The organism is Neorhizobium fuzhouense, assembly GCF_042611105.1.
Classification (GTDB): Bacteria; Pseudomonadota; Alphaproteobacteria; order Rhizobiales; family Rhizobiaceae; genus Neorhizobium; species Neorhizobium galegae_A.
The window spans coordinates 124,929-137,855 of sequence record NZ_JBHFFP010000014.1 but is presented as its reverse complement, the minus strand read 5'-3'; the positions used below and the strand labels follow the sequence as shown (position 1 = coordinate 137,855).

12 protein-coding genes are annotated in these 12,927 nt (G+C 63.8%); 4 read left to right on the top strand and 8 right to left on the bottom strand.

Annotation, left to right across the window (positions count from 1 at the left end; translation table 11 throughout):
* From ACEXP3_RS21735 to ACEXP3_RS21715, 5 genes are all read right to left on the bottom strand, one after another.
* On the bottom strand, positions 1-93 hold a 93-nt coding region (locus ACEXP3_RS21735), incomplete at its 3' end, for a helix-turn-helix domain-containing protein (RefSeq protein WP_377298371.1).
* Between the two features lie 265 nt (positions 94-358).
* A complete protein-coding gene (locus ACEXP3_RS21730) occupies positions 359-1,225 on the bottom strand; it encodes an aldose 1-epimerase (protein WP_377299304.1) in 867 nt (288 codons plus the stop codon).
* 9 nt (positions 1,226-1,234) lie between these two features.
* The gene (gene araH / locus ACEXP3_RS21725) at positions 1,235-2,188 is read right to left on the bottom strand and encodes an L-arabinose ABC transporter permease AraH (RefSeq protein ID WP_143127853.1); all 954 of its coding nucleotides are present in this window, start codon (positions 2,186-2,188) and stop codon (positions 1,235-1,237) included.
* A 34-nt stretch (positions 2,189-2,222) separates the two neighbouring features.
* Complete coding sequence (gene araG, locus ACEXP3_RS21720; protein WP_377299301.1) at positions 2,223-3,728, bottom strand: L-arabinose ABC transporter ATP-binding protein AraG; 1,506 nt, start codon at positions 3,726-3,728, stop codon at positions 2,223-2,225.
* Between the two features lie 71 nt (positions 3,729-3,799).
* Positions 3,800-4,783: an arabinose ABC transporter substrate-binding protein gene (locus tag ACEXP3_RS21715; protein WP_210107365.1), complete on the bottom strand. Its 984-nt coding sequence runs from the start codon at positions 4,781-4,783 to the stop codon at positions 3,800-3,802.
* A gap of 210 nt (positions 4,784-4,993) precedes the next feature.
* Between ACEXP3_RS21715 and ACEXP3_RS21710 the strand changes: the two genes are divergently transcribed.
* The 4 genes from ACEXP3_RS21710 to ACEXP3_RS21695 all read left to right on the top strand — a co-directional run bounded on the left by ACEXP3_RS21710 (position 4,994) and on the right by ACEXP3_RS21695 (position 8,696).
* Positions 4,994-5,740 (top strand): FadR/GntR family transcriptional regulator, encoded by a 747-nt coding sequence (locus ACEXP3_RS21710; protein ID WP_348635527.1) that lies wholly within the window; start codon positions 4,994-4,996, stop codon positions 5,738-5,740.
* A gap of 39 nt (positions 5,741-5,779) precedes the next feature.
* A complete protein-coding gene (gene dgoD, locus ACEXP3_RS21705; RefSeq protein WP_377299298.1) occupies positions 5,780-6,928 on the top strand; it encodes a galactonate dehydratase in 1,149 nt (382 codons plus the stop codon).
* Positions 6,922-7,716, top strand: a complete 795-nt coding sequence (locus tag ACEXP3_RS21700; protein WP_377299296.1) for an SDR family oxidoreductase — start codon at positions 6,922-6,924, stop codon at positions 7,714-7,716. Before dgoD ends, ACEXP3_RS21700 begins: the two co-directional genes overlap by 7 nt.
* A 203-nt stretch (positions 7,717-7,919) precedes the next feature.
* Positions 7,920-8,696, top strand: coding sequence for an SDR family oxidoreductase (locus tag ACEXP3_RS21695; protein WP_377299294.1), 777 nt, complete (start codon positions 7,920-7,922; stop codon positions 8,694-8,696).
* Positions 8,697-8,803: 107 nt separating this feature from the next.
* Here ACEXP3_RS21695 and ACEXP3_RS21690 read toward each other — a convergent pair whose 3' ends face one another.
* The 3 genes from ACEXP3_RS21690 to nikE are packed head-to-tail and all read right to left on the bottom strand — an operon-like array spanning position 8,804 to position 12,910.
* Positions 8,804-10,018, bottom strand: coding sequence for a M24 family metallopeptidase (locus ACEXP3_RS21690; protein WP_377299292.1), 1,215 nt, complete (start codon positions 10,016-10,018; stop codon positions 8,804-8,806).
* On the bottom strand, positions 10,015-11,235 hold the full coding sequence (locus tag ACEXP3_RS21685; RefSeq protein WP_377299290.1) for a M20 family metallopeptidase: 1,221 nt from the start codon (positions 11,233-11,235) through the stop codon (positions 10,015-10,017). Before ACEXP3_RS21685 ends, ACEXP3_RS21690 begins: the two co-directional genes overlap by 4 nt.
* Before the next feature lie 13 nt (positions 11,236-11,248).
* A complete protein-coding gene (gene nikE / locus ACEXP3_RS21680) occupies positions 11,249-12,910 on the bottom strand; it encodes a nickel ABC transporter ATP-binding protein NikE (RefSeq protein WP_377299318.1) in 1,662 nt (553 codons plus the stop codon).
* Positions 12,911-12,927 lie beyond the last annotated feature (17 nt).

Here is a 12,927-nt window from a genome sequence, read left to right as displayed (position 1 = left end):
GCGCGCGATCTCAGCCTGACTGATCTTCTTCTCATGCATCCGTGCGATGATACGACGTTCATCCAAACTCAACTGCATAAAAGAGCGGGCCATTCCATCCTCCTGAAACCATGGCCATTATTGTCTTCGTTGCATTTGAAAATGGAATCTGCCACCCTACAACACAAATATACATAATATGAATTATGGAATAGGCAGGCGTTTGACCAGGGACTTTCAGGTCTGCGGCGCCTTTTCTGTTTCCGGCCGCGTCGGAAGCGAAGGGGCCGGGGGTAATCGTGAGCTTTATGATCTCCTGCCTCCAACAGGGTTGGAGTAAGGGGGAACTGGCAGGCGCTCACGGCGCCGTGTCGCCGCCTCACCCACAGCGTTCTAGGCGCATCGATGCGGAAAGGCCATCGCCGGGCGCCAGAACGGCAAGCCCGCCGGCGTGCGGGTCGCCATGCGCATTCGGCCGGTGGCTCATCGGCTCGACACACAGGAAACCGGAGGGGCCAGCGGGTTTGTAGAGCATCAGATAGCGGAGCGGCGGGGAGGCTTCGAGGATGAGGGCGGCACCCGAGACCTCGCCGATGACGGCGCGCCCCGTCCAGCCCTCGTAGCAGTTGTTGATCCAGCCCTCGGGGACGGCGCGCGGCGTGCCGAAATCGATCTCATCGGCCGGCGTGCATCGAATGCCGGGCAGGTGCGTCTCCCGCTCCGTCCACACGCCCCCCGCCTGGAATTCCACCGTCGAGCCCGGTCCGACCGGCAGATGAGGGTGGAAACCGAGCCCGTAAGGAAGCCGTCGCGCCCCCTGGTGGACGACCGACAGCGTCAGCATCAGCCCCTGCGGCAAAAGCGTGATCCGCTGTTCGGCCCGGTAGGCATAAGGTGAGCGGTCGTCGGCCGCAACGTCGAGGCAAAGTAGCACGGTGTCACGGCCAACCTCGGCCACGGACCATGGCCGCAGCCAGCCCTCGCCGTGCAGCACCAGCGGATCCTGCGTATTGCGGGCAAGCCGATAGTCCGCGCCGTCGATGGAAAAGCCGTTGTGCTCGATGCGCCCGCCGAAGGGCACCAGCGGAAAGCAGGCCTCGCCCCCATGCAGCCGTGTCGCAAGGCCGGGCGTCTGCGTCGCAACCATCAGCGGCATGCCCGACACCGTCGCGCTCAGGATGGCGCCACCAGCCGGCGCGATTGTCGCGCGGCAGTCGCCATTCCTCAGCTCGATCCGGTCGGCCATGGCCCGCCTTTACCGCCGGCTCATCGTCGCGGCCGAAACCCGAAGATTGTCGAGGAGGACGGCGAGCAGCAGGATCATGCCGCGCACGACATACTGGTAGAAGGCCTGGATATTGAGCAGGTTCATGACATTCTCGGCAATGCCCATGATCAGCACGCCGACGATCACGCCGGTCATCGCCGCCCGCCCCCCGGCAAGCGAGACGCCGCCCAGCACGCAGGCGGAGATCACCGAAAGCTCCAGTCCCGTGGCGGCGTTCGGCTGGCCGGAGGTGATGCGCGAGGCAAGCAGGATCCCCGCCACGCCGCAGACGAGCCCCTGCAGGGCAAAGATCCAGATGCGCATGGTCACGACATTGACGCCGGCAAGGCGTGCGGCCTCGGGATTGCCGCCGATCGCCAGCGTGTTCTTGCCGAACACCGTGCGGTTGAGCACGAAGCCGAACAGGACGAAGAACAGGCCCATCACCCAGACCGGAGCCGGCACGCCGAGAATGCGCGTCAGGGCCAGATCGTAAAAGGCGGGATCATTGATGCCGACCGCGCGGCCATCAGACGAAATCAGGGCAAAGCCGCGGACGATCTGCATGGTCGCAAGCGTTGTGATCAGCGCATTGATGCGAAACCGTGCGATCACCACGCCGTTGATGACGCCGACGATGGCGCCGCAGGTGATGGCGGCCAAGAGCCCGAGCAGGATCGAGCCGGTGCTGTTGGAGGCCATCACGGCCACCATGCCGGAAAAGGCGACGGTCGAGCCGACGGAGAGGTCGAAATCGCGCGAGGCGAGGCAAAACATCATCGTGCAGGACACGATGCCGATCGTCACCACCGATTGCAGCAGGCCCAGCATGTTGCGCTCGGTCAGGAAGTTCGGAACCGTGATCGACACGAGCACGAAGGCAAGCGCGAAGATGACGACGAGCCCCTGTTCGCCGAGAAGGATTTTCTTGAGTGATTGCATGTGTCGGTTCTCTGTCAACGGGTCTCGATCGGGATCAGGGCAGGCTCTGGCGGGTATCGGGAAAGGCGGCGGACAGGATCTCGCGTTCGTCATACGCCGCCCGCTCGAACTGCCGGGTGATCTGGCCGCCGCACATCACCTGGATGCGGTCGGTGATGCCCATCACCTCGGGAAGCTCGCTGGAAATCACCACGATCGCCATGCCGGCGGCGGCAAGATCGTAAAGGAGCGCGTAGATCTCCGACTTCGCGCCGACATCGATGCCGCGCGTCGGCTCGTCGATCACCAGCACGCGAACGCCCGCTTCCGCCAGCCAGCGCCCCAGAATGACCTTCTGCTGGTTGCCGCCGGAGAGATGCACGATGTCCTGCTGCCGCGAGGGCGTGCGGATCCTCAGCTGGCCGATGAAGCGGTCGGCGAGTTCGGCTTCCTTACGCGGCTGCACGAGGCCGAAGGGCGAAAACAGGCGGCGGGCGGAAATGGCGATGTTTTCCTCGACGGAACGGCCCTGGATGATGCCGTCATGCTTGCGGTCCTCGGGACACAGCACAAGGCCGGCGCGGATCGAGGCAGGCGGACTGTCCGGCGCAACCGCCTGTCCGTCGATGACAACGCGCCCCGTCCGGCGGCTGTCGGCCCCAAACAGCAGGCGCGTCATCTCGCTGCGGCCCGCGCCGATCAGCCCGAAGAAGCCGAGGATCTCGCCGGCCCGCACCTCGAAATCGATCGGGTGGGGAAGACGGTCGCCGGAGAGGTTCTCCACCTTCAGGCGCACCTCGCCGTGCCGGCGGGCGCGGTAACCCCAGATATTCGTGATCTCGCGACCGACCATCTCCGAAATCACCTGGTCGCGGGTCACGCGGGAGAGATCCGGGTGATGGGCGGCAAGCTTGCCGTCTCTCAGCACGGTCAGGCTGTCACAGAGGCGAAAGACCTCGTCGAGGCGATGCGAGACGTAGAGAATGACGGTGCCGCGCGCCTTCAGCCGCGCAATCAGCGAAAAGAGGATCTCGCTTTCCTTCGACGACAGCGACGAAGTGGGTTCGTCCAGCGCGATCACCCGTGCATCGAGCATCACCGCCTTGGCGATCTCGACCATCTGGCGCTCGCCGATGGAGAGCGAGGCGACTTTCGCCGAAGGATTGACGTCGATGCCGACGTCGCGCAGCCTCGCCCCGACCTCGGACAGCAGCCGCTTGCGGTCGAGCACGCCGGCGCGTGCTGGAAAGCGGCCGAGCCAGAGGTTTTCCGCAACCGTCAGTTCCGGAACGAGCTGAAGCTCCTGATGGATGACGATCACGCCGGCCTCGAAGGCATCGCGCACGGAGGCATAGGTCTGCACGCTTCCATCGATCAGGATGTCGCCGGCATCCGCCCGCTGGTCGCCCGACAGGAGACGGATCAGCGTCGATTTGCCCGCGCCATTTTCGCCCATCAAGCCATGCACGGCACCACGCGCAACGCCGAAGCTCACATCGGCAAGCGCCTGCACGCCGGGATAGCCCTTCGACAGGGCGCGAAATTGAAGAAAGTCTGACACGGCTCCCCTTCCCCTCACCCGGCCCGGCGGCGCACCGCCGGACCCTGTCCGTCCATCCGCAGACGGCGGACTTACTCGATGCCGAGCTGCTTGCGCACTTCGGCGTAATTGCTGCGCAGCGCCAGCTGGCCGGCGGTGAGGATCAGCTTTTCCGGCTGCTTGCCGTTCGCCACCCAGTCATACATGTTGATCGCCGTTTCATAGCCATGGCGCTTGGGCGAGATGATCACCGTGCCGACAAAGCCGGTCGCCTTCGGCTTCTTGAACTCGTTGATCGCCGATTCCGCCCCGCCGATACCGACGGCCACGACGTTTTCCGGTGCGATGCCGACGCTTTCGGTGGCGCGGACAGCGCCCAGCGCCGCTTCGTCATTGAGCCCGAAGGCGACCCAGTTCTTGATCTCGGCATGCTTGTTGAGAACGGTCGTCGCGGCGTTGAGCGCGGCCTCGGTATCGGTCTTGGCCTGCGGCGCATCGAAGATATTGGCAGCCGGGAAACCGTTGGCCTTCAGGATGGAAATCGCCCCTTCGACGCGGTCGACAGCGGTCGGAAGCTGGTCGTAGGAGACTCGGATCGCGCCGACCGTCTTCGGGTCCCAGCCCCGCTTCTTGACCTCGTCGACGATCGCCTGACCGACGGCCTCGCCGATCTTGGTGGCGGAGATGCCCATATGCGGAACGGCGTCCAGCGGCTTGCCATCGGCGCCGACCAGCCGATCGTCGACCGTCATGACCTTGAGATTGTTGGCAGCCGACTTGGCCACGATGCCGGGTCCGAGCTTCACGTCCGGCGTGCAGATGATGAAACCCTGCGCGCCCTGCGCACCGAGATTGTCGATGGCCGACTGGACCTTTTCGCCGTCTTCCGCGCCGATCTTGACGAGCTGGAAGCCCTTTTCCTTGGCGGCTACCTCCGCAAACTTCCATTCGTCCTGGAACCAGGGTTCCTCCGGTTGCTTGACGACGAAGCCGATCTTCACATCGGCCGCAAAGGCCGAGCTGGCGGCGATCACGGCAACGGCACCCGCCAGAATGGCGGCCTTGAACAAGCGCATTGTCTTCCTCCCCAAAAAGGCTGCTCTCCCGCAGCGGTGGCAGTGTTAGGCTTTTTCATCGTACCAGTCAATTGTCTTGGTATGATGAATAAGCTATCAGTGTCTGATGCGGGTTGACGTTCATCGGGGCAGGCCGTGAAACAATGGCGTTCGGCCCTGGATCGTACTATGCCGGCGGGGTGGAACAGTGCGCTGGGCAGGGAGATGCTGGTGGAAGAGAGAGCGGTCGGTCGGGATGGCGATGAGGGGCGCGACCGGGGGCGGCGGCCCCGCGTCAGCAAGAATGTCACCGCGGCGCTGGCGCTCGACATCTGCGACGACCGTTATTCACCCGGCACCCTGCTGCCGCGCGAAAACGATCTCTGCGATCTCTACGGCGTCAGCCGGACGGTGATCCGCGAATCGCTGAAGATTCTCGACTCGAAGGGCATGGTGAAGAGCCGCTCGCGCGTTGGCACCGTCGTCTGCGACAAGGAGGACTGGAATATCCTCGACGCGCAGGTGCTCGACTGGATCGGCCCGCGGATCTACGATTTCGATCTGGTCGGCTGCATTCTGGAGGCCCGCCGCACCATCGAGCCGGTGGCGGCCGAACTGGCGGCGACGCGCGCCACGACGCAGGACGTCGCCGATCTCGAAAAGGCCTGGGTCGCCATGCGCGAACTGGAAGGCAATAACGAGCGCTTCACCGAGGCGGACGTCGCCTTCCACACCATCCTGCTGCGCGCCAGCCACAATCAGGTGTTCCGCCAGCTGTCCGGCATCATCCACGCCGCGCTCAAATATTCGCTCTCCACCTCCAACAAGGCCGTCGAACGCCATGACGAGGCGCTCGATATCCACCGCGAACTGGTGGAGGCGCTGAGGATGCGCAATGGCGCGGCCGCCCGCGACTGTTCCACCCGCATGCTGGACCTGGCCGCGCGCGACCTCGCCTTCGCCCTCAAACAGACGTGAGCCGCCGCCCGGCTCTTCTCTCACCTGACGGATATGCCCATGAAGATCACCAAGCTGACCACCTATATCGTGCCGCCCCGGTGGCTGTTCCTGAAGATCGAGACCGACGAAGGCATCGTCGGGTGGGGCGAACCGGTGGTGGAAGGCCGCGCCCTGACGGTGCAGGCGGCCGTGCATGAGTTGGAGGACTACCTCATCGGCAAGGACCCGTTCCTGATCGAGGATCACTGGACGGTGCTTTATCGCGGCGGCTTCTATCGCGGCGGCGCCGTGCACATGAGCGCGCTTGCCGGCATCGACCAGGCGCTCTGGGACATCAAGGGCAAGGCGCTCGGCCAGCCGATCCATTCGCTGCTCGGCGGCCAGCTGCGCGACCGGATCAAGGTCTATTCCTGGATCGGCGGCGATCGGCCGAGCGATGTGGCGCGCAATGCGCGCGAGGTGGTGGCCCGCGGCTTCCAGGCGATCAAGCTCAACGGCTGCGAAGAACTGCAGATCGTCGACAGCTGGGAAAAGATCGACAAGGCGGTCGAGACCATCGCGACCATTCGCGATGCGATCGGCCCGCATATCGGCATCGGCGTCGATTTTCACGGGCGCGTGCAGAAGCCGATGGCCAAGGTTCTGGCCAAGGAACTCGATCCCTACAAGCTGATGTTCATCGAGGAGCCGGTGCTCTCGGAAAACCGCGAGGCGCTGCGCGACATCGTCAATCATTGCTCGACCCCGATCGCGCTCGGCGAGCGGCTCTATTCGCGCTGGGACTTCAAGCAGGTGCTGGCCGACGGCTTCGTCGACATCATTCAGCCGGACCTGTCGCATGCCGGCGGCATCACCGAATGCCGCAAGATCGCGGCGATGGCGGAAGCCTATGACGTGGCGCTGGCGCCACATTGCCCGCTCGGCCCGATTGCGCTTGCCGCCTGCCTGCAGGTGGATGCCGTCAGCCACAATGCCTTCATCCAGGAGCAGAGCCTCGGCATTCATTACAATGCCAGCAACGACATCCTCGACTATATCTCCAACCCGGAGGTCTTCGCCTATGCCGATGGCATGGTGGCGATCCCACAGGGGCCGGGCCTCGGGATCGAGGTGAACGAAGACTACGTGATCGAACGCGCCAAGGAAGGGCACCGCTGGCGCAACCCGATCTGGCGACACCAGGACGGGAGTTTTGCGGAATGGTGACGGCGGCGGAAAAACCGGGCCGGCTCGCCGGCAAGCGGATCGTCATCACAGGGGCCGCCCAGGGGATCGGGCTTGGCATTGCACGCGCCTGCCTTGCCGAGGAGGCAAGCCTGATCCTGCTCGACAGCGACGGCCCGCGCCTTGCCCGCGCCGCCGAAGACCTCGACCACTCGGCTGGGCGGCTATTTCACGCTGCAGCCGACATTGCCGATGCGCCGGGCATCGCGGCGGCCATCGCGCAGGGCGCCGACGCGATCGGCCAGCCGAACGCCCTCATCAACAATGCCGGCGTCAACGTGTTCGCCGAACCGCTCTCCATCCGCGACGACGAGTGGGATCGCTGCTTCGACATCAATCTGAAGGGCGCCTGGAACTGCTGCCGGGCCGTGCTGCCCGGCCTGATCGAACAGGGCGGCGGGGCGATCCTCAATATCGCCTCCACGCATGCCTTCACGATCATTCCGCACACCTTTCCCTATCCTGTGGCCAAGCATGCCCTGCTTGGCCTGACACGGTCGCTCGGCATCGAATATGCCGATCGCGGCATCCGGGTGAACGCGCTGGCACCCGGCTATGTCGAGACGCAGAAGGTGGTCGACTACTGGAACAGCTTTCCGGATAAGGAGGCGGCGCGCGCGCAAACGATGAGGCTGCATCCGCAGGGCCGCATCGCGACGATCGCCGAAATCGCGCTTGCCGCCGTCTTCATGATCTCCGACGAATGCCGCTTCATGAACGCCGCCTGCCTGACGGTGGATGGCGGGCTGAGCGCGATCCAGCACCAATAGAGATAGATGGAGAAAGCGTATCGGGAAAGTTCGCGACCGATCGCTGTCTCTGCCCCGCCCGGTTTGCTGGCGGCGGAATGATGGGAAAACCCTGAACCTTTGGACCGCCGCCGCAATGGCCTTGGCCAACCATTCCCTTGTACCCGCAACACGACGGGCCTATTTGAATCTGATCACGGATCGCACATTTGAGGAGAATAGCCATGCAGCTTGATCTGGCCGGCAAGACGGTTGTGGTCACCGGCGGCTCCAAGGGCATCGGGTTTGCATGCGCGCAATCCTTGTTGGCCGAAGGCGCCAGGGTCGTTATCTGCTCGCGCTCGCAGGCCAACATCGACCGCGCGCTGACAACCCTCCCCGGCGCCATCGGGTTTGCCGCCGACCTCACCTCGGAGGAGGAGGCGCTGGGGCTTGTCGATCAGGCGGAAGCAGCGGTGGGACCGATAGACATTCTCGTCAACTGCGCGGGTGCCGCACGACGCACTCCACCGCAGGATCTGAGCCCGGCGCACTGGCGCGCGGCGATGGATGCCAAATATTTCTCCTATATCAACGTCATCGATCCCGTCGTCAAACGGATGGCGGCCCGCGGGACGGGCGTGATCGTCAACGTCATTGGCGGCGGCGGAAAGGTCGCCTCGCCGATCCACCTTCCCGGCGGAGCCGCGAATTCGGCGCTGATGCTGGCGACGGTCGGCCTGGCGAATGCCTATGCCGCAAGCGGCGTGCGCGTCGTCGGCATCAATCCCGGCAGCACCGAGACGGAACGGGTCACCGAAGGCTTGAAAGCGGAAGCGGCCCTGCACGGCATCAGCGAACAAGCGGCTTTGGAGAAGATGGTTCAGCGAATCCCCTTCGGTCGCATGGCAACGGCAGAAGAAATCGCCAACGTCGTCACGTTCCTCAGTTCGTCCAAGGCAAGCTACGTGACGGGAGTTATCATCGGCATGGATGGAGCATCGACCCCGATCGTGGTTTGACGGATCGGCGGCCGAGAGCGACCGCCGGGCCACAAGTCGATGGAGATTCCCCTGCGGGCTGCAAGTCTGTCTCTGGACCAGTCAAGGCTACGTGTCCGGTAGACGTATCAGCAGCGATAGATCTCGACCGGCAGTTCGCTGAACACCTCTGGCGCTCCCTCGGTGATTGCAAAGGTCTGCCCGACGCCGGCCACCAGGCCTGTCGTGGCGTCCGGTATCATGATGTGGACGAAAAACACCATGCCGGGCGTCATGATCAGCGGATTGCCGGAATAGATCATCGGAGGCACGTCCATCCATGTCGGCTTGAACGTGCAGCCGAGCGCGTAACCGCAAGCCGCGTAACGGGCCTTTGCGAAGCCGGCCTCGTCGAGCACCCGCCGGTGGATATCGTCGAGCGTGCCGAGGGCCACCCCTGCCCGCGCCGCATCCTTGATCTGATCAAGCGCCTCCCCGGCCACCTTGAGCATCTCCAACTGGCGCGGGTCAGGCGTGCCCGTCACCAGCGTATGTTCGATGACGACATGGTAGCGGCAATACGAACCGGCGAGTTCGACAAGGATTTGATCCTGCTCCTCGATCAGGCGCGGCCCACCGATGCCGCGGCCATAGAGCGCGCGCGATCCCGAATTCACCAGCGGGCCGCCGGAGGGAATGTCTCCCCCATTGGCCAGCATGGAGGTGAGGGCTGCCCCGGACAGCGCGGCATCCGGAATGCCGGCGCGGGTACCATCGATCGCCGCGCGAACAGCGTCGTCGGCAAGCTTTCCTGCGATGCGCACGTATTCCAATTCCGCCGAGGATTTCACCAGACGGCCGGTGCGAACGATGTCGGACGCATCTTCGGTCACGCAAAATCCATCCAGTGCCTTGTCGACCATGCGGGAATTGGCACCGGTCAGGCCATAGGTGGCATATTCAACCCCGACCTTTTTGCCGGCAAGACCTTTCTCGGCCATGATCGCGCGCAGATCCACGGCCGGATTGGCATCCTCGGCATTCAGCCAGACGCGGATATCGTCGTAGAGCGAGGCGACCGTCGCCTGCCGCAGATCCGGCGTGCGGGTGAGCAGCACCGTATCGCTGCCATCATCGGCAAGCAGCAATCCCGCCTGGAAGAACACATAGCCGGCCGTGTCATAGCTGGTCAGCCAGTAATGACTTTCCTGCGCAAAGACGACCAGCGCATCGAGCCCCCGTTCGCGCATGCGGCGGCGGGTGGCGGTGAGCCGGGCGGCAAATTCGGCTTGCTCGAATTTCAGAAGCACATCACGGCCGGAGGATGTGCGGCCGGTAAATTCCTTCGGAACGGAGAGGGTCATGCGATCTCGCAGATGTCGGTCATGGTGATGAGATAGATGCGGATCATGTCCAGATAATCGGCGATATCGACCCGCTCGTCCGGCATCGTGTTATAGCGCCCGCCTGGACCACACACGACACCTTGCATGCCGCCTTCCGCCCACAGATGGCCGGCATCCGTGCCGAAATAGGCCGGAGGCGCGATTGCGCCGGTCGGTTGTTTTTCGCCGCGTACCGCCTCGTAGGCGGCATTGATCGACGTGACGATACGTGCGTGCCGATCCACGGCAAAGGCAGGCATGGTCGGTTGATCCTCGGTGGTCTCTGCAAAGACTTTGGCCTTCAGCCCGGGATAACGATGGCAAAGGCCATCGAGTACCCTCTGAATATCGGCAAGCGCATTGTCGCGGCTCTGCCCCGGCCCGTAACGGCCAGACCCCTTCAGGCGAACGAAATCCGCCACCTGGGGCGGACGCCATTCGTGCAGATCGCGGCCGAGCGCGCCGTGAATGACGCCTACATGCACCCGGTTGACCTGCCGATGTTCATCGGTCGGCGCGTCCGAGAAGGTCATTTCACTGAGTTCGGGAATAAGCTCACAGGCGGCCCGGATGGCATCGACGGCGGCCTCGCGCTTGGAGAGATGCCGGGTGACGCCCTCGATCTCGATTATGAAGGTGAAGGCCGCCGCATGCATGGTGATCGCCTGCAGATCGGAGGGCTCGGAATTGATGAAATAATCGGCGCGGGTGCCGGCCCGCACCGCCTGCAGCGTGCCGATGCCGCCCTGAAGCTCGCCGATGACATAGGTCAGGATCACATCGCCCTTCAGCCGGATGCCGTTGTCGATCAGCGTTTTGACCGCGCAGAGCGACGAGGCGTCGCCCGCCTTCATGTTGGAAACGCCGATGCCATAGATGAAGTCGTCATCGACGACACCGCCCCAGGGATCGACGGTCCAGCCTTCGGTGACCGGGTTGGTATCGAGATGACCGTTGAACAAGAGGCTCGGCCCGCCGCCGGTGCCACGCCAGATCCCGATCGCATTGACGCGATCGCCCACGACGGGTTGGAGCTCAACCTCCAGCCCCATGCCCCGCATGAGCGCCACCATATGTTCGGCCAACACCCGCTCACCTGGCGTTTCGGAATAGCTCTTGTGCCGAACCATGTCGGCGAGGATATCGAGGCACGCCTTGCGATCGATCCGGCCGGCGAGTTCAATGGGGGTTATCATGGCTTGCTCCAGATCAGACATCGATGGTCACCGCCGGCTCCGTTTCAGCAGGAACAGGGACCGCATCGAGAAGTGCCTTCGTATAGGCTACGCGATCACTCGACCGGGCATCCGGGCCGTCGAAGAAATCAACCAGCCTGCCCTGATGCATGACGGCAATGCGGTGCGCGAGCTGGCGGACCAGGTTGAGGTCGTGGGTGATGAAGACGCAGGCCGTGCCCGTGTCCTTCTGCAGCTTGACCAGAAGATCGGCCACTGCCGCCTGCACGGACACATCAAGCGCTGCCGTCACCTCGTCGCAAATCACCAGGTCCGGCTCTGCGGCGAAGGCGCGGGCGATGGCAACGCGCTGCTTTTCGCCGCCGGAAAGCTGGTGCGGGTAACGGTTGGCATAGTCCCTCGGCAGGCGCACCATTTCGAGCAGATCACCGACGCGCTGCGTCACCCCGTCTGCCGGCACGATGCCATAGAGTTTCAGGGGGCGGCCGATAATCGTGCCCACCCGCTGGCGCGGGTTGAGCGATGCATCGGGATGCTGGAAGACCAGTTGCACGCGGCGGCGATAGCTGCGGTCGATCTCCTGGCGTTTCGCAAACGTCCGGCCGTCGAATTCCAGTTTCCCGTCAAACGCCTGTAGACCGGCCATGGCCTTGGCAATGGTGGATTTGCCGGAGCCGGATTCTCCGACGACGCCAAGCAACTCACCTTTGCGAATGTCGATGCTGACGTCCTTCGCAGCCCAGAAGCCGGCGGTCTGTGCATCTTTCGGCCACAGAAACTGCTGAAGCCTGCCCGGTGCGCCATAACGGACGCCGAGCCCGTTCAACCTCATCAAGGTTTCAGGAACGGCCGGCGGCTCGACGCCGATCCAGCGATCCGGTTTCGGAACGGCGTTGATCAACTGGCGCGTATAGTCCGCCTTCGGGCGTCGGAAGACCTGCTCCACCGGACCGCTTTCAACGATCACGCCCCTGTGGAGCACCGAGACCTCATCCACCACGCGCGAGACAAGGCCCAGATCGTGCGAAATATAAAGCGCCGAGACATTGGTTTCCTCCCGCAGTCTCGTGAACAGGTCGAGGATCTGTCGCGCCGTGAGGATATCGAGCGCCGTCGTCGGTTCGTCGAAGATGATCAGTTCCGGCTCGCAGGCGAAAGCCGTCGCAATGACCACACGCTGCTTTTCGCCACCGGATGCCTCGTGCGGGTAACGCTGCAGCATTTCCTTGGGTCGCGTGATCCCGGTCCGCGCCAGCGCCGCCTCCGCATAGGCATAGGCCTCGGTCTTCGTCAGGCCGCGGTGGCGCATCAGCACTTCCGCAATCTGTTCGCCAATTCTCATGGTCGGATTGAGCGAGGTCGACGGGTCCTGGAACACCATCGCGATCCGGCGACCGCGGATATCTGCCATCTGGCGGGGCGTGTAATCCAGAATTTCCTCGCCGGCGAGACGGATCGCGCCTCCCTCCTCGACCGCATTGGGCGGCAGATAGCGCATCACCGACCAGGCCATTGACGACTTGCCCGAACCGGATTCACCCACAAGGCCGACCGTTCGGCCCTTGTTGATGGTCAGGTCGATCATCTTCAGCGCCGCGACAAGGCCATTGTCGGTGCGATAGGACAGCGAATAGTTGCGGATGGACAGTGCCGGACTGTCGTTCGGCGCGGCCATGCCGGACATCTGTACAG

What these genes read in the sequence shown, in the direction of transcription:
- ACEXP3_RS21730 (WP_377299304.1), bottom strand. Translation starts at nt 1,225, where the DNA reads ATGGCCGACCGGATCGAGCTGAGGAATGGCGACTGCCGCGCGACAATC.
- araH (WP_143127853.1), bottom strand. Translation starts at nt 2,188, where the DNA reads ATGCAATCACTCAAGAAAATCCTTCTCGGCGAACAGGGGCTCGTCGTC.
- ACEXP3_RS21715 (WP_210107365.1), bottom strand. Translation starts at nt 4,783, where the DNA reads ATGCGCTTGTTCAAGGCCGCCATTCTGGCGGGTGCCGTTGCCGTGATC.
- dgoD (WP_377299298.1), top strand. Translation starts at nt 5,780, where the DNA reads ATGAAGATCACCAAGCTGACCACCTATATCGTGCCGCCCCGGTGGCTG.
- ACEXP3_RS21700 (WP_377299296.1), top strand. Translation starts at nt 6,922, where the DNA reads ATGGTGACGGCGGCGGAAAAACCGGGCCGGCTCGCCGGCAAGCGGATC.
- ACEXP3_RS21695 (WP_377299294.1), top strand. Translation starts at nt 7,920, where the DNA reads ATGCAGCTTGATCTGGCCGGCAAGACGGTTGTGGTCACCGGCGGCTCC.
- ACEXP3_RS21690 (WP_377299292.1), bottom strand. Translation starts at nt 10,018, where the DNA reads ATGACCCTCTCCGTTCCGAAGGAATTTACCGGCCGCACATCCTCCGGC.
- ACEXP3_RS21685 (WP_377299290.1), bottom strand. Translation starts at nt 11,235, where the DNA reads ATGATAACCCCCATTGAACTCGCCGGCCGGATCGATCGCAAGGCGTGC.
- nikE (WP_377299318.1), bottom strand. Translation starts at nt 12,910, where the DNA reads ATGGCCGCGCCGAACGACAGTCCGGCACTGTCCATCCGCAACTATTCG.